The following is a 15871-nucleotide window of genomic DNA, read 5'->3' on the forward strand; positions in this document are numbered from 1 at the left end:
GCTACCGCTTCGTCTCCTCCGCCCGGCCCGGCCCCTGGATTCCGAGGGCCTGGGTCGTGGCGGGATTGATCAGCAGGACGAGCGCGGCGACCGCGATGACGGCCAGCACGATGCCCGCCGGGATCGCCACGCTGTCGGCACGCAGCAGGTTGTAGGCCACCGGCAGCGCCATGACCTGGGTGATGACGGCGGGCCCCCGGCTCCAGCCCCGCCGCAGCAGCAGCCCGCGCGCGGCGATCAGCGGCAGCAGGGCCAGCGCGATGAGCGTGATCCCCCCGGTGACGCCGGTGCTCAGGTCGTCCGAGTCACCGGTGAGGCCGAGGACGAGCATGGCCCCGCCGCCGACCAGCAGGGCCACCCCCTCCAGCGCGGCCAGCGCCGCCGCGGCGGTCAGCCGCCCGGGACGGGGCTCGGCGTCGGAGGTGTCCGGAGTGGGGGTCTGCTCAGAACTCACCCGTGAAGGGTAGCCCTCGCCCCTTCACGCGCCCCCACGTGCTCATCGTCACTACCCGATCTCCCCCTTGATCCGCACCTCGGTATGGGCCGGGTACCACCCAGTAGGTACCCTGCAACCCATGCGTGCACTTCTCGTGGTCAATCCGGCGGCAACCACCACAAGCGCACGTACGCGCGATGTGCTGATCCACGCTCTCGCGAGCGAGATGAAGCTCGAGGCGGTCACCACCGAGTACCGGGGCCACGCCAGGGACCTCGCCCGGCAGGCCGCGGAGGGCAAGGACGACATCGAACTGGTCGTCGCGCTCGGCGGTGACGGCACGGTCAACGAGGTCGTCAACGGCCTGCTGCACCACGGCCCGGACCCCGACCGCCTGCCCCGCCTCGCCGTGGTCCCAGGCGGCTCCACCAACGTATTCGCCCGCGCCCTGGGTCTGCCCAACGACGCCGTGGAGGCGACCGGCGTCCTGCTCGACGCCCTGCGCGAGAGCCGGGAGCGCACGGTCGGCCTGGGCATGGCCTCGGGCACCCCGGGCACGGAGGACGAGGCGGTGCCGTCCCGCTGGTTCACGTTCTGCGCCGGCCTCGGATTCGACGCGGGTGTGATCGGCCGGGTCGAGCAACAGCGGGAACGCGGACGGAAATCCACGCACGCCCTTTACCTGCGTCAAGCATTTCGGCAGTTTCTGGAAGAGCCCCACCGCAGACTCGGCACGATCACTTTGGAGCAGGCCGGCCAGGATCCGATTTCCGATCTTGTGCTGTCCATAGTCTGCAACACGTCCCCGTGGACGTTTCTGGGTAATCGCCCGGTGTACGCGTCGCCTAAGGCCTCGTTCGATAAAGGCCTCGACGTGCTCGGTCTCAGCCGCATGTCGACGCCCGCGCTCGCCCGATATGGCACACAGTTGCTCACTTCGTCCCCCGAGCGCGGACCCCGTGGCAAGCACGCCACCACCCTGCACGATCTGACCGACTTCACCTTGCATTCGAAGGCCCCCCTCCCCCTCCAGATGGACGGCGACCACCTCGGACTGCGTACGAGCGTGACGTTCACAGGCGTACGCCGTGCACTGCGTGTGATTGTGTGAGCGGAACGGGCAAAAGTCCTTCCACTCGAACGTTTAGGCCAGGGTCCACCCCATGGAAGTACGGCTGTGACACAGTCGACACCGAGGAATCAAAAAAAACTTTCCGGTAGGGGTTGTATCCGCCGCTGAGGTTTGCGAGTCTCTACGTGGCGCTCGGGACAGCCCGCAACATCGGCTCACGAGAGTGCCAGAACCCCTCCTCAATCCAAAGGACCACACCAGTCCGTCTGGTGATCGGCCCTTCACTTGTTGAGGGATTCGTGAAAGCGTTCACATTCACAAGCAACGTGCATGTAATACCAAGGAGAGGTAGCAGCCATGGACTGGCGTCACAACGCCGTTTGCCGCGAGGAAGACCCCGAGCTCTTCTTCCCCATCGGCAACACCGGTCCTGCGCTGCTGCAGATCGAGGAAGCCAAGGCTGTCTGCCGTCGCTGCCCGGTTATCGAGCAGTGTCTGCAGTGGGCGCTTGAGTCCGGCCAGGACTCCGGCGTCTGGGGTGGTCTCAGCGAGGACGAGCGCCGCGCCATGAAGCGCCGCGCCGCCCGCAACCGGGCCCGTCAGGCATCCGCCTGACATCCCACCCAGCAATAGCCTGAGCTTGGCGGCGCGCACAGCGAGTGCGCTTCTCCCGCCCCCGAGCCGCAGCGCGCAGTGCCCCGATGCGCTTAACAAGCCACGAGCCCGAGCCCCGGACCGCATGATGGTCCGGGGCTCGGTGCTGTTCTGCGTAGGACAGCCGTGGTGGGCCTGATGACCGCAGCTGTCGTACGCGCCGCTACTTCTGGGCCCGCACCGGGAGGTCCAGGATCACCTGGGTACCCCGCTCCGGAGCCGGGACCATGTCGAAGGTGCCGCCCAACTCGCCCTCCACCAGCGTCCGTACGATCTGCAGGCCGAGATTGCCCGAGCGGTGCGGGTCGAAACCGTCGGGGAGGCCGACGCCGTCGTCCTGGACGGTGACGAGAAGACGCGTCTCCTTGGTGCCGCCGCCGCGCACGGCCGAGACCTCGACGGTGCCGGTGTCGCCCTCACGGAAGCCGTGTTCCAGCGCGTTCTGCAGAATCTCGGTGAGGACCATCGAGAGCGGAGTCGCGACCTCCGCATCCAGGATGCCGAAGCGTCCGGTGCGCCGGCCGACGACCTTGCCCGGTGAGATCTCGGCCACCATGGCGAGCACCCGGTCGGCGATCTCGTCGAACTCCACCCGCTCGTCCAGGTTCTGGGACAGCGTCTCGTGCACGATCGCGATCGACCCGACCCGTCGCACCGCCTCTTCGAGGGCCTCGCGGCCACGCTCGGACTCGATGCGCCGGGCCTGGAGGCGCAGCAGCGCGGCGACGGTCTGGAGGTTGTTCTTCACCCGGTGGTGGATCTCCCGGATGGTCGCGTCCTTGGTGATCAACTCGCGCTCGCGGCGGCGCAGTTCCGTCACGTCCCGCAGCAGCACCAGCGAACCGATACGCGGGCCCTTGGGCTTGAGGGGGATCGCGCGGAACTGGATCACCCCTTCGATGGACTCGATCTCGAACTCACGCGGCGCCCACCCGCTCGCCACCTTGGCCAGCGCCTCGTCCACCGGTCCCCGGGAGGGGGCGAGTTCGGCGGTCGTACGGCCGAGATGGCAGCCGACGAGGTCGGCGGCGAGGCCGAGGCGGTGGTACGCGGAGAGGGCGTTCGGCGAGGCGTACTGGACGATGCCGTCGGCGTCGAGCCTGATGAGGCCGTCGCCGACGCGCGGCGAGGCGTCCATGTCGACCTGCTGGTCGGGGAACGGGAACGCGCCCGCGGCGATCATCTGGGCCAGGTCGGAGGCACTCTGAAGGTAGGTCAGCTCCAGTCGGCTCGGGGTCCGCACGGTGAGCAGATTGGTGTTGCGCGCGATGACGCCGAGCACGCGCCCCTCCCTGCGCACGGGGATGGACTCGACCCGTACGGGCACTTCCTCACGCCACTCGGGGTCGCCCTCGCGGACGATGCGGCCCTCGTCGTGGGCGGCGTCCAGGAGGGGTCGGCGGCCGCGCGGGACCAGGTGGCCGACCATGTCGTCCTGGTACGAGGTGGGGCCGGTGTTGGGGCGCATCTGCGCCACGGAGACATAGCGGGTGCCGTCGCGCGTGGGGACCCAGAGGACCAGGTCGGCGAAGGAGAGGTCGGACAGCAGCTGCCACTCCGACACCAGCAGATGCAACCACTCCAGGTCGGAGTCGCTGAGAGCGGTGTGCTGGCGGACGAGTTCGTTCATGGAGGGCACGTGTGCGAGCGTACCTGGCGGTACGGACATGACCGGAAACAGTGGTTGGCGTGGCCGGTGCAGGCTCTGGAACCGGCTGCCGCAGCGGCCCCGGAGACACCCGCGGGCCGCGGCGCCTGAGAGGGACCCTCAGCCCTCCCGGCACCGCAGCCCGGAGCAACATCGGCCGTGGGGTGTGCGGTCCCAGTCGGCCGAAGATGAGGATCCGGAGCAGTCAGGGCAGAGAGCGCCGGGTCCTCGGTCCGCCTTCCTGTGCGGGGAAGGCGGAGGCTTGTTCTTCGTACGGTGTGATCGTCCGCGGCCGGGCCGCTGATCGATCAAATGCCCTACCACGCATTCTTGACTAGACCACTGCGTGTGTCCATGCGTTGGCGGATGTTTGTTGTTGTCCATTGTCCCGCATCCACCGTGGCGCACACGCAGAGTAGCCCGCTCGCGCCCGGGGGCGAGCCGGAACGCCTCGGCCCGGTCCCGTGACCGGCCCTGCGACCGGTCCCGTGGAGCGTCAGGCTCGGGGCCGGATCGCCATGGCGAGTTCGGCGACCGTCTCCAGTTCCTGCCTGGTCGCCCCGTCGCGGGCATGCTGGGACACACCGTGGAGGACTGCGCCCGCGCGTCGGGCCAGGGCGGTGGCGTCGGTGTCGGTGTCCGCGGGCAGCTCACCGGCCGCGACGCCGGCTCTTATCCGACTTTCGAAGGCCGATGGGTGGCATTGCGCCGTCGGCGCAGGGACTCGGCCACCTCCGGGGTCGAGCTGACGGCCGTGTGGACGAAGAGACAGCCGTGCGGGTGGCCGGGGTCCGTGTACACGGCGGCGGCGGCCTCCCGCAGGGTCCGCGCTACGGCGGCGCGAGCGGTGGATTCCTCGGCGAGAGCCCGGTCACCGAAGCCGGCGTACCGGGTGCCGTAGGCAATACCCATGACGCGGGTGAGCGCCGTCGTCGTCTCCTCGCCGTTCAGATCACGGGCCAGCACCTCGACGCGACGGAAGGCTCGCTGCTGAGCCTGCACTGGACGATCCGCGGCCGGCCGACCCCTGTGGAGCGGGGGTCACCCCTGCTAGATTGGTCTACACCACATGAGGAGTGCTTGGCCCCGCGGGTTCCGGTCGAGTCTTCCTGAGTCCTTACTTTCCAGATCGGCAGGCACAGCGTGGAAGTTGTCATCGTTCCGGATGCCAAGGCGGGTGGCCTGCTCATAGCCGAGGCGATGGCGGAGTTGCTCCGGCGCAAGCCCGAGGCGCTGCTCGGGGTGGCCACGGGGTCGACCCCGCTGCCCATCTACACGGCGCTCGCGGAGAAGGCGCGGTCCGGTGACGTGGACGCCTCGCGGGCGCGCGTCGCGCAGCTCGACGAGTACGTGGGGCTGCCGGCCGAGCATCCCGAGTCGTACCGCTCGGTGCTGCGGCGGGAGGTGCTGGAGCCGTTGGGGCTGGGCCCGGACGCGTTCATGGGGCCCGACGGGACCGCCGAGGACGTGGTGGGGGCGTGCGAGGCGTACGACAGGGCGCTGGCCGAGGCGGGGGGTGTGGATCTGCAAGTGCTCGGCATCGGGACCGACGGGCACATCGGGTTCAACGAGCCGTGCTCTTCGCTCGCCTCCCGGACGCGGATCAAGACACTCACCGAGCAGACCCGGATCGACAACGCGCGGTTCTTCGACGGCGACATCGAGCAGGTGCCGCACCACGTCATCACCCAGGGCATCGGCACGATCCTGGAGGCGCGGCACCTGGTGCTGCTCGCCACGGGCGAGGGCAAGGCGGACGCCGTCGCGGCGACCGTGGAGGGGCCGGTGGCTGCGGTGTGCCCCGCGTCGGCGTTGCAGTTCCATCGCCACGCGACCGTCGTGGTGGACGAGGGCGCCGCGTCGAAGCTGAAGCTGGCGGACTACTTCCGGCACACCTACAACAACAAGCCTGACTGGCAGGGGATCTAGAGCGGCGGGGCCACGCAGAGGCGCCACGGCCCGGTGAAGGGCTGTGGCGCCTCCTTGTGGAGCCCTTTGCCTCCCCCGGCCTCCGCCGCCCCTGTTCCCCCTCCTCCCCCGACCCTCCGCCGCCCCCGTGCCTCCGTTTCTCTGCCTTCCCTGGTCCGGTGCCTCTCCCGGTCCCCGGCCTCCCCAGTCGTCGATTCACCCGGCGCCTCTATCGCACCCCGGCGATGACCTCCGCCGCCGCCCTTCCGCAGACCCTCGCCGCGCCGTGGGTCGCGATGTGGAGGAGGCCTCGGGGTGGGGACTGGGGGATGCCCATCTCCACGACGATCGTGTCGGGGCGGGTGGTGAGGAGAGTGTCGAGGGCGGTGGTCATCCAGGGGTGCCGGTGTTCGTCGCGGACGACGGCGACGATGCGGCGGGTGCCGGCGACCGCCAGGGCGGAGGCGCCGGCGCTGTCTCCCGCGAAGGTGCCCGTCTCGGTGCCCGGGAGGAGGCGGGCCAGTTCCGCGCCGACGCCCCAGGGGGTCTCGTCGCCCACGGCGATGTTCGCCACCGGGGTGAAGGCCGCGACGTAGAGAGGCAGGGTGGGCGGCTCGTAGGGCTTCGCGTGGGTCGTCGCGAGGGCGCGGCGGGCGGCCACGAGCCCGACGCCTTCACCGGTGCCGTCGGCCGTCTCCCCGGTGGCCTCGCGCTTCGTCCCGTCACCGTCCGCCGCTCCCGGGGCCGCCGATCGTGTCCACTTCGCCAGTGCCCGGACCCGGTTCGCCGCGTCCGCCAGACGTTCCTCCGCGAGGTCGCCGGCGCGGACGGCGGTGACGAGGGCGTCGCGGAGGCGGCGGACGGTCTCGTCGTCGGCGAGGCCGCCGCCGACGCAGATCGCGTCGGCGCCGGCGGCGAGGGCGAGGACGCTGCCGTGTTCGATGCCGTAGGTGCCGGCAATGGCCCGCATCTCCATACCGTCGGTGACGATGAGGCCGTCGTAGCCGAGTTCGCCACGGAGGAGGTCCGTGAGGATGGCGTGGGACAGCGTCGCCGGCACGTCGGCGTCCAGGGCCGGGACCAGGATGTGGGCGCTCATCATCGCGCGCGAACCGGCGGCGATGGCGGCGCGGAAGGGGGCCAGGTCCCGGGAGTCCACGAGCGAGCGGTCCGCGTCGATGCGGGGCAGGGAGTGATGGGAGTCGACGGCGGTGTCGCCGTGTCCCGGGAAGTGCTTGGTGCAGGCGGCGACGCCCGCGGCCTGGAGCCCGGTGACATAGGCGGCCGTGTGGCGGGCGACCAGGCCGGGATCGGCGCCGAAGGAGCGGACCCCGATGACCGGGTTGGAGGGGTTGGCGTTCACGTCGGCGGACGGGGCCCAGTTGAGGTTGACGCCGCACTCCGCCAGGCGTCGCCCCAGGGCGAAGGCGACCTCCCTGGTCAGGTCCACGTCGTCGACCGCGCCCAGGGCGTGGTTGCCCGGGAAGGAGGAGCCGGTGCGGACCTCCAGGCGGGTGACGTCGCCGCCCTCCTCGTCGATCGCGACCAGGACGTCCTCATGCTCGGCACGCAACTGAGCGGTGAGGGCTGTCAGTTGTGCCTGCGAGGTGATGTTGCGGCCGAAGAGGCCGACGGAGGCGAGGCCCTCGCCGAGGCGGCGCAGCAGCCAGTCGGGGGCGGTGGTCCCCGTGAAGCCGGGCTGCAGGACCGTCAGCGCGTCCCGCGCGAGGCCGTCCTGCCCTGAAGAAGAACCGGGCGAGCCGGTGGCGAATGTCGTCATCGGGGTGGCTATCCCTTCACGGCGCCCGCGGTGAGGCCCGCGGCCATCTTGCGCTGGACGAGGAGGAAGAGGACGACGATCGGCACGGCCATCATGGTGGAACCGGCCATCATCGGGGCGTACTCGGTGCCGTGCTTGGTGGTGAAGTTGCCGAGCCAGACGGTCGCGGTCTGGTTCTGCTGGCTCATCAGCATCAGGGCGTACAGGTACTCGTTCCACGCCTGGATGAAGCCGTAGACCGAGGTCGCCACCATGCCCGGCGCGAGCAGCGGGAACACCACGCGGATGAAGGCGGTGGTGCGGGAGCAGCCGTCGACCATGGCCGCCTCCTCCAGTTCGCGCGGGATGTTGACGATGAAGCCGCGCAGGGTCCACACGGTGAACGGGAGGATGAAGGTCAGGTAGGTGATGATCAGGCCGCTGAGGCGGTCGTACTGACCGAGGTCGTTCAGGAGCAGGAAGACCGGGATGATCATCGCGACCAGCGGGACCATCTGCACCGCCAGGATGCCGACGATGACCACTTTCCGGCCGCGGAAGGCGAAGCGGGAGATGGCGAGGGCGGCCAGCATGCCGACGACGATGCCGATCACGACGACCGTGAGGGAGACGACGAGGCTGCGGCCGACCGGGCCCCAGAAGTTGGCGATGTCCAGCGCCCGGCCGAAGTTGGCGAAGGTGATCGACGTCGGCAGCAGGCTGGGGTCCGGGTCGATCGCGTCCTTGGCCGGCTTGAAGGCCGTGTTGAGCATCCAGTAGACGGGGAAGCCCGCGGTGACGAAGACGAACAGGCCGAGCAGGTTCCAGCCGAGCTTCGACTTCCGGCGCCCCGAGCGGCTTCCCGTGGTGGCGATCGTGCTCGTGCCGCTCATTCGACCTCTCCGATCTTCAGCATCTGGCGCATGTAGACGCCGATCACGCCGAGCAGCAGCAGCACGGTCAGCAGTGCGATCGCCGAGCCCTGCGCGTAGTCGTTGACGACGAACGCCTTGTCGTACGAGTAGGTCGTGAGCAACTGGAACTCGGCCTCCGGGTGGCCGTTGCGCATCACGAAGACCTGGGGGAAGACGCCCATGTCCCAGATGACGGAGAGGGTCGTGAGCATCACGATGATCGGCTTGAGGATGGGGAGGGTGACGTAGCGGAACACTCCCCACGCGCCGGCGCCGTCGAGGCGGGCGGCCTCCTCCAACTCCTTGGGGACCTGGGTGAGTCCGGCGCCGAGGGTGATGACGACGAACGGCACCGCGCCCCACACCACGAGCAGCGTGATCACGGCCAGGCCCTGCGGTCCGCTGGCGAACCAGTTGTGTCCGATCATGTCGACGCCGGGGAGCTTGCTGAGGAGCGCGTTGAAAATGCCGTAGTCGGAGTCGAAGAGCCATTTGAAGACGGTGGTGGCGACGATGATGGGCATGCCCCAACTCGCCACGAGCGCGATGTTGATGAGTGTCTTCACCCAGCCGGAGACCCGCTGGAGCAGCAGGGCGATCGCCATGCCGATGACCATCGTGAGGATGACGGAGGCGGCGGCGAACACGATGGTCCGGACGACGACCGCCCAGAACTCGCTGTCCCCCAGCACCTTGGAGAAGTTGTCGAAGCCGACCGACTCGGCGGGCTTGAATCCCCACAGCTGGGACTGGCCGAACGCCTGGAAGGACAGGGTGACGAGGCGGACCAGCGGATAGCCGAGGACGACGGCGAGAATCAGCAGGCAGGGGGCCAGGAGGGCCCAGGGGACAGCGGTTCCGCCTCCCAAACGTTTGGCCGAACTCCCGGTAACCGCCGGCAGAGGCGGCGGCGGCGCCGGCCGCGCGGGCGGCACCTTCGCAGGGGCAGTCGTGTCTGCGGCACTCATCGCGCGCTCCTAAGCAGATGAAGGAGGGGCCGGCAGCGAGCGCCCCGAAGGGGGCGGGGAAACTGCGCGCCCAGCCACGACACACGGGCAGCGAGCCAACCACCCATCGCGGCACTTTCTTGTGTCACCCACCGGCTGGTGACACCCACCGGCCGTGACACCCATCGGCTGGGGTCACCCACCGGTCCGTGTCATGCACCGGCTTGCGTCACGCACCGGCTTGTGTCACGCACCGGCCCGTGTCATGCACCGGTCTGTGACACCCCGGCCGGGCCCGGCACCCTCCGCCGGACCCGACCGCAGGTCACCCGTCACTCGTTGTTGATGACCTTGTCGATCTCGGCGTCCGCTTCCTTCGCGGCCTCCTCGACCGACTGCTTGCCGGTGCCGATGGACTGCAGCATCGTCTGCAGGATCTGCGCCTTCTCGACCTGACCCCACCCGGGGGCCATCGGGACGAACCAGTTGGACTCGGCCGCGGTGGCCGGGACCGCCGTCGCCGGGTCGTCCTTCAGCGTGGCGAGGTCGGTCTTGTTGTTGGGCAGGTTGCCCTTCTCGATCAGGCCCTTCTGGCCGGAGGGGCCGGTGAAGGCGTTGATCCACTCGGCGGCGACGGTCTGCGCGTCGGACTTCACCGGGACGGCGAGGTCGGAACCGCCGAGGAAGACGGGGAGGTTCTTGCCGGACGGGCCGGGCATCACGAAGTTCTCGACGTTGCCCTCGAGCTTGCCGGTCTTGTCGTTCTCCTTGGCCGCGGCGGTCGCGCCCTCCCAGGCGGGGGCGAAGATCATGCCGGACTTGCCCTGGCCGTAGACGATGTACCGGTCGGACTCGTCCTTGGTCTTGTCGCCGTGCATGTACGTGTCGACGACGTTCTTGAACTCGTTGAGCCCCTTGACGGACTCGGGCGAGGAGAGACTGGCCTTCCACTTGCCGCCGGACTCGACGGCTATGGAGCCGCCGGCGTCGTAGACGAAGGACATGGCCGCGTACCAGTCGCGGGTGGGCTGGTACCAGGCGCTGAACTTGTCGCCCCGCTTCTTCTGGACCTTGTCGAGGGCGGCGGTGAGCTCGTCGTACGTCTTCGGCGTGGACTTGACGCCCGCCGCGGCGAAGACGTCCTTGCGCCAGTTGGCGACGCGGCCACCGGCGTAGTACGGGACGCCGTAGGTCTTTCCCTCGTAGGTGACGGAGGCCTTGAGGCCGTCCAGCCAGGCGTCGGAGTGGTCGAACTTCGCCGCGTCGAGGGGGGCGAAGGCGCCCTTGACCATGTAGGCGAGCATCTCTGTGTTGCCCATCTCGACCACGTCGGGGGCCTTGTCGGTGGCAAGGACGGCGTCGAGCTTGGCGTTCTTGTCGGGCCAGCCGTAGTACTCGTGCGTGATGGTGATTCCGGGGTGCTTCTTCTCGATCGCCGCGTCGGCGGCCTTGACCAGCTCCGGCCAGTTGTTCTGCGCGTCCACCGTGAGCCAGACCGTCAGCTCCTTGGTGTCCGCGCCGGTGTCCGAGCTCTTCTTCTCGCCGCCCCCGCACGCCGCGATGGAGACCATCATGCCCGCGACACAGATCGCGGTCGTCAGCTTCCTCTTCACGCCACCCTCCTCAGGGATGCCATTGCTCAGGGATGCCACAAACCCCCCTGCTCCCCGCGGTGACAGATGTACCGCCCATGGGGCCAGGACCTGGACCAATGGTGTAGACCAGTACGCCGGAGCTTGGCTCAGACCATTCACCGTGTCAAGAGCGCTCGAACCCCCTCTCACCAGCCGTTATGCGACCTACATATGCAGGAACCTTTATGTAATAAGGCAGCGAAAATCGCACGCTTGAGTCAGACTCTTCGGGTAGACCACTGCGCCTTCGCGGAGTGGACCAGTGAAGACCTCTCCGTGGACTAGACCAGCGGAGCCTGCGAAGGTATACAGAGGGATCACGCCACGAGGAGCCGGGAAGGCGGAGCATGAGCACCGACGTCAGCAGTGCGGAGAACGAGAACGGGGCGACCGTCCGTACCGCACGCGTGCCCAAGTACTACCGCCTGAAGAAGCATCTGCTCGACATGACCGAGACGCTGCCGCCCGGCACGCCGGTGCCTCCCGAGCGCACCCTCGCCGCCGAGTTCGACACCTCGCGCACGACCGTGCGGCAGGCGCTGCAGGAGCTGGTCGTCGAGGGGCGGCTGGAGCGCATCCAGGGCAAGGGCACGTTCGTCGCCAAACCGAAGGTCGCCCAGACGCTGCAACTCACCTCGTACACCGAGGACATGCGCGCCCAGGGCCTCGAACCCACCTCCCAGCTGCTGGACATCGGCTACATCACCGCCGACGACACCCTGGCGGGGCAGCTCGACATCACCGCCGGCGGCCGGGTCCTGCGCATCGAGCGCCTCCGCATGGCGAACGGCGAGCCGATGGCGATCGAGACGACCCACCTGAGCGCCAAGCGTTTCCCGGCCCTGCGCAGGTCACTGGTCAAGTACACCTCCCTCTACACCGCGCTGGCCGAGGTGTACGACGTCCGTCTCGCCGAGGCCGAGGAGACCATCGAGACCTCGCTGGCCACCCCGCGCGAGGCCGGCCTGCTGGGCACGGACGTGGGCCTGCCCATGCTGATGCTCTCCCGGCACTCCCTGGACAGGGAAGGGCAGCCGGTGGAGTGGGTGCGCTCGGTGTACCGGGGTGACCGGTACAAGTTCGTGGCAAGGCTCAAGCGCCCACAGGACTGAGCCGCTCGGGGTCACCCCGGGGCGAGTCACAGGTGGCGCACGCGGTGTACCGCGACTGCCGGGAGTTCGAGCACGTGCCGACGGATCGACAGGAAGCGGGCCCCGGCAGGAGTTCCGCCGTGGCTGAACACACAACCTCCGCATCCGTTATCCGGACAGGGGGTTCCATACGGCGGAACCCGTCCCTTACATTTCCTGCGCGTCAAGCACGTGACCAGTGGAGATCAGTGAGGGGACGGAACCGGGACATGTCAGAAGCGCCTGAAGTGAGACCACAGGTGGTGACACCCGTCAGGGTGGTCATCGCCCTGTGCCTGCTCGCCCCGTTCGTGGCAATGCTCTGGGTCGGCTCGTACGCCAAGACGGACCCGGCGTTCATCGGCATCCCCTTCTTCTACTGGTACCAGATGGCCTGGGTGTTCATCTCCACCGCGCTCACCGCGACCGCGTACGTCCTGTGGCAGCGCGACCAGCGCTCCCGCAGGTCCGAGACCCCGGGTGGAGGTGCCGCGAAGTGAAGGACGGCGTGAACGGCGTGGCACTCGCCGTCTTCATCTTCTTCTTCCTGGCCGTCACGGTCATGGGCTTCCTGGCCGCGCGCTGGCGCAAGGCCGAGAACGACAGCCTCGACGAATGGGGCCTCGGCGGCCGGTCGTTCGGCACCTGGGTCACCTGGTTCCTGCTCGGCGGCGACCTCTACACGGCGTACACCTTCGTCGCCGTTCCCGCGGCGATCTACGCGGCGGGCGCGGCCGGCTTCTTCGCCGTGCCGTACACCATCCTCGTCTACCCGCTGATCTTCACGTTCCTGCCCCGCCTGTGGTCGGTCTCCCACAAGCACGGCTATGTGACGACCTCGGACTTCGTACGCGGCCGCTTCGGCTCGAAGGGCCTGTCGCTGGCGGTCGCCCTCACCGGCATCCTGGCAACGATGCCCTACATCGCCCTCCAACTCGTCGGCATCCAGGCCGTGCTGGACGTGATGGGCGTGGGCGGCGGTGAGAACACCAACTGGTTCATCAAGGACCTGCCGCTGCTGATCGCGTTCGGCGTCCTGGCGGCCTACACCTACTCCTCCGGCCTCCGGGCCCCCGCGCTGATCGCGTTCGTGAAGGACACCCTGATCTACATCGTCATCGCGGTGGCGATCATCTACATTCCGATCAAGCTCGGCGGCTTCGACGACATCTTCGCCAAGGCGGGCGAGGCGTACAGCCAGACCAACCCGGCGACGGACAAGCCGCGCGGTGCGCTCGTCCCCGGCGACGCCAACCAGTGGACGTACGCGACGCTGGCCCTCGGCTCGGCCCTGGCGCTCTTCATGTACCCGCACTCGATCACGGCGACGCTGTCGTCCAGGAGCCGCGAGGTCATCCGCCGCAACACCACGATCCTGCCGCTGTACTCACTGATGCTGGGCCTGCTCGCCCTGCTGGGATTCATGGCGATCGCGGCCGGGATCCAGGTGCAGAACGGCCAGCTGGCGATCCCGCAGCTGTTCGAGACGATGTTCCCCGACTGGTTCGCGGGCGTCGCCTTCGCGGCCATCGGCATCGGGGCCCTGGTCCCCGCGGCGATCATGTCCATCGCGGCGGCGAACCTCTTCACCCGCAACATCTACAAGGACTTCATCAAGCCGGACGCCACGCCCGCCCAGGAGACCAAGGTCTCCAAGCTGGTGTCCCTGCTGGTGAAGGTGGGCGCGCTGGCCTTCGTCCTCACCATGGACAAGACGGTCGCCATCAACTTCCAGCTCCTGGGCGGCATCTGGATCCTCCAGACCTTCCCGGCCCTCGTCGGCGGCCTCTTCACCCGCTGGTGCCACCGCTGGGCCCTCCTCGCCGGCTGGGCGGTCGGCATGCTCTACGGGACGATCGCCGCGTACGGCGTGGCCTCCCCCACGCAGAAGCACTTCGGCGGCTCCTCGGCGGAGATCCCCGGCATCGGCGAGATCGGCTACATCGGCCTGACCGCCTTCGTCCTCAACGTCGTGGTCACGGTGGTCCTCACCTTCGTCCTGCGGGCGTTCAAGGCTCCCGAAGGCATCGACGAGACCAGGCCGGAGGACTACAAGGCGGACGCGGGCGACGCGGGCGTCCAGGTGGAACTGCCGCCGGCGACGGCGGGGGCGGGGCACTAGACGTCTGCCGGGTCCCGGGGCGGCGCGGGGTGGTTTCTTCGCCCCCGCCGCCCCTACCCGTCCCTCCCCCACTCTCGGCTTCGCTCGAGCGGGAGGTGCCCCCATCCAGGGGCTGCGCCCCTTCGACCCCCATCCGCGGCCCCGGTGGGGGCTGGTCGCGCAGTTCCCCACCACCCGCACCCGGCAACGAGCCCCTCAGGGTAGAAGGGGCAGAGCCCCTGGGGACGAGACGGGTAGGGGCGGCGGGGGCGGCGAACATCCGGCTAACCTGACCAGGTGACCGCTCGCACCCCGATCGTCCTGGACAGCGACCCCGGTATCGACGACGCCGTAGCCCTGCAGTACCTCCTCGGCACCGGCCTGTGGGACCTCAAGGCGTACACCTCCGTCGGCGGCAACCTCCCCGCCGAATCGACCTACGCCAACGCCCGCGCACTGTCCCGCGCCCTCCGCATCGACGACGACATCCCGGTGCACCGAGGCGCGGGCCGCCCCCTGTCCCGGCTCCCCTACCGGGAGGCGTCCGCGTTCCACGGCCCGGCAGGCCTCGGCGACGAGACCCTCCCCGACTCGACGGCCCCGCACCCGACGGAGTCGTCCGCGCAGGCGCTGCTCCGGCTCTCCCGGGAGTACGAGGGCGAGTTGACGGTGTGTGCCACGGGCCCGCTCACGAACGTGGCCGTCGCACTGCTGGAGGACCCGGACTTCGCCCGCCGCGTCGGCAGGTTCGTGTTCATGGGCGGCGCCGCCCAGGTGCCGGGGAACGTCACCCCGGTCGCCGAGTTCAACATCTGGGCCGACCCGGACGCCGCCGAGATCGTGCTCTCCTCCGGCATCCCGTTCACCATGGTCGACCTGGACGCCTCGCACCGCTGGCTGTTCCGCCCCGCCGACCTCGCCGCACTGGAGGCAGCGGGCCCGGGCGCGGCCCTCGCCGCCCGGCTGATGCGCACGTACATGAACGCCTACAGCCGCCACGGCGGAGACGGCACCTGTCCGCTGCACGATCCGCTGGCCGTGGGGGTCTGCGGGGACGAGGCGTTCGTCGAGGCCGCCGAGGGGGCCGTCGTCGTGGAGTGCGCGAGCGAACTCACGCGCGGCCAGACCGTGTTCGTGCCGGCCGACGCCCGGCGCGTCTACTACTCCGAGTCCCCCGCCCTGACCGCCCGCCTCCGCGCCACCGGCCGCGTCGCCCTGGGGCCGGGTACCCGCGACTTCAGCGGGGACTTCGTGGCGACGCTGCCGCGGTGGCCGGCGGTGGGCTGACCCGATCCGATCGCCGTGCACGCGTCGCGCTGTCGACCCGGCGGACCATGCGCGCGGCCCGTCGGATCCACGAACGTCCGGGCCTCACCCGCGCGCCGGAGCACGGCTGGAAGCCCCTCCCCGACCTCTCCGGCATCTCGACGATCACCTGTGAGTTGACGCTCTGACACCCTGCGAAGCCGAATGCGACACAACATGTGGGGGTTACACCGCGCCCCGGCACTAGATGTATGCTCATGCTCGCTGTCGCCGCAGGGGAATCCGGTGCGAATCCGGAACTGTCCCGCAACGGTGTACTCGCGTGCGTACATGTCCATTTGCGCACGCATGTTCAGTCCGAACACCTGCCGACAGCGCGCCCGGCCGTCCGGTCCGGGTGCC

At 69.3% G+C, this 15871-nt stretch carries 13 protein-coding genes, 1 pseudogene and 1 riboswitch; of the genes and pseudogenes, 7 read left to right on the top strand and 7 right to left on the bottom strand.

Annotated features, from left to right (window positions below):
- Nucleotide 1: 1 nt before the first annotated feature.
- Nucleotides 2-454: a hypothetical protein gene (locus tag OG622_RS17185; protein WP_371576963.1), complete on the bottom strand. Its 453-nt coding sequence runs from the start codon at nucleotides 452-454 to the stop codon at nucleotides 2-4.
- A 121-nt stretch (nucleotides 455-575) separates the two neighbouring features.
- On the opposite strand from OG622_RS17185, the gene OG622_RS17190 reads away from it, so the two are divergent.
- Nucleotides 576-1547 (top strand): diacylglycerol kinase family protein, encoded by a 972-nt coding sequence (locus tag OG622_RS17190; protein ID WP_037695143.1) that lies wholly within the window; start codon nucleotides 576-578, stop codon nucleotides 1545-1547.
- 318 nt (nucleotides 1548-1865) lie between these two features.
- Nucleotides 1866-2123, top strand: coding sequence for a WhiB family transcriptional regulator (locus tag OG622_RS17195; protein WP_003992873.1), 258 nt, complete (start codon nucleotides 1866-1868; stop codon nucleotides 2121-2123).
- Nucleotides 2124-2325: 202 nt separating this feature from the next.
- On the opposite strand, the gene OG622_RS17200 is transcribed toward OG622_RS17195, so the two are convergent.
- Nucleotides 2326-3801, bottom strand: coding sequence for a sensor histidine kinase (locus OG622_RS17200; RefSeq protein WP_371576964.1), 1476 nt, complete (start codon nucleotides 3799-3801; stop codon nucleotides 2326-2328).
- 505 nt (nucleotides 3802-4306) lie between these two features.
- Nucleotides 4307-4812: pseudogene (locus tag OG622_RS17205) on the bottom strand (TetR family transcriptional regulator C-terminal domain-containing protein).
- A 141-nt stretch (nucleotides 4813-4953) separates the two neighbouring features.
- On the opposite strand from OG622_RS17205, the gene nagB reads away from it, so the two are divergent.
- On the top strand, nucleotides 4954-5739 hold the full coding sequence (gene nagB, locus OG622_RS17210) for a glucosamine-6-phosphate deaminase (protein WP_371576965.1): 786 nt from the start codon (nucleotides 4954-4956) through the stop codon (nucleotides 5737-5739).
- 208 nt (nucleotides 5740-5947) lie between these two features.
- Here the strand turns inward: nagB and OG622_RS17215 are convergent, their stop codons facing one another.
- From OG622_RS17215 to OG622_RS17230, 4 genes are all read right to left on the bottom strand, one after another.
- Nucleotides 5948-7498 (bottom strand): glycoside hydrolase family 3 protein, encoded by a 1551-nt coding sequence (locus OG622_RS17215; RefSeq protein WP_371576966.1) that lies wholly within the window; start codon nucleotides 7496-7498, stop codon nucleotides 5948-5950.
- 8 nt (nucleotides 7499-7506) lie between these two features.
- Nucleotides 7507-8370: a carbohydrate ABC transporter permease gene (locus OG622_RS17220; protein ID WP_371576967.1), complete on the bottom strand. Its 864-nt coding sequence runs from the start codon at nucleotides 8368-8370 to the stop codon at nucleotides 7507-7509.
- Nucleotides 8367-9359 (bottom strand): carbohydrate ABC transporter permease, encoded by a 993-nt coding sequence (locus OG622_RS17225; protein ID WP_371576968.1) that lies wholly within the window; start codon nucleotides 9357-9359, stop codon nucleotides 8367-8369. Before OG622_RS17225 ends, OG622_RS17220 begins: the two co-directional genes overlap by 4 nt.
- Before the next feature lie 311 nt (nucleotides 9360-9670).
- Nucleotides 9671-10951 (bottom strand): extracellular solute-binding protein, encoded by a 1281-nt coding sequence (locus tag OG622_RS17230; protein WP_371576969.1) that lies wholly within the window; start codon nucleotides 10949-10951, stop codon nucleotides 9671-9673.
- Nucleotides 10952-11319: 368 nt separating this feature from the next.
- On the opposite strand from OG622_RS17230, the gene OG622_RS17235 reads away from it, so the two are divergent.
- From OG622_RS17235 to OG622_RS17250, 4 genes are all read left to right on the top strand, one after another.
- The gene (locus tag OG622_RS17235) at nucleotides 11320-12084 is read left to right on the top strand and encodes a GntR family transcriptional regulator (RefSeq protein WP_371576970.1); all 765 of its coding nucleotides are present in this window, start codon (nucleotides 11320-11322) and stop codon (nucleotides 12082-12084) included.
- Between the two features lie 248 nt (nucleotides 12085-12332).
- Entirely contained in the window at nucleotides 12333-12602 is a 270-nt protein-coding gene (locus OG622_RS17240; RefSeq protein WP_371576971.1) for a DUF3311 domain-containing protein, read from the top strand.
- Entirely contained in the window at nucleotides 12599-14224 is a 1626-nt protein-coding gene (gene mctP / locus OG622_RS17245; protein WP_371576972.1) for a monocarboxylate uptake permease MctP, read from the top strand. The genes OG622_RS17240 and mctP overlap by 4 nt, the downstream gene beginning before the upstream one ends.
- 276 nt (nucleotides 14225-14500) lie before the next feature.
- Entirely contained in the window at nucleotides 14501-15490 is a 990-nt protein-coding gene (locus OG622_RS17250) for a nucleoside hydrolase (protein WP_371576973.1), read from the top strand.
- A gap of 255 nt (nucleotides 15491-15745) precedes the next feature.
- Nucleotides 15746-15835: riboswitch (cobalamin riboswitch) on the top strand.
- Nucleotides 15836-15871: the final 36 nt, after the last annotated feature.

It is taken from the genome of Streptomyces sp. NBC_01314 (genome assembly GCF_041435215.1).
Lineage (GTDB): Bacteria > Actinomycetota > Actinomycetes > Streptomycetales > Streptomycetaceae > Streptomyces.

What these genes read in the sequence shown, in the direction of transcription:
- OG622_RS17215 (WP_371576966.1), bottom strand. Translation starts at nt 7,498, where the DNA reads ATGACGACATTCGCCACCGGCTCGCCCGGTTCTTCTTCAGGGCAGGAC.
- OG622_RS17220 (WP_371576967.1), bottom strand. Translation starts at nt 8,370, where the DNA reads ATGAGCGGCACGAGCACGATCGCCACCACGGGAAGCCGCTCGGGGCGC.
- OG622_RS17240 (WP_371576971.1), top strand. Translation starts at nt 12,333, where the DNA reads ATGTCAGAAGCGCCTGAAGTGAGACCACAGGTGGTGACACCCGTCAGG.
- OG622_RS17235 (WP_371576970.1), top strand. Translation starts at nt 11,320, where the DNA reads ATGAGCACCGACGTCAGCAGTGCGGAGAACGAGAACGGGGCGACCGTC.
- OG622_RS17225 (WP_371576968.1), bottom strand. Translation starts at nt 9,359, where the DNA reads ATGAGTGCCGCAGACACGACTGCCCCTGCGAAGGTGCCGCCCGCGCGG.
- OG622_RS17195 (WP_003992873.1), top strand. Translation starts at nt 1,866, where the DNA reads ATGGACTGGCGTCACAACGCCGTTTGCCGCGAGGAAGACCCCGAGCTC.
- OG622_RS17190 (WP_037695143.1), top strand. Translation starts at nt 576, where the DNA reads ATGCGTGCACTTCTCGTGGTCAATCCGGCGGCAACCACCACAAGCGCA.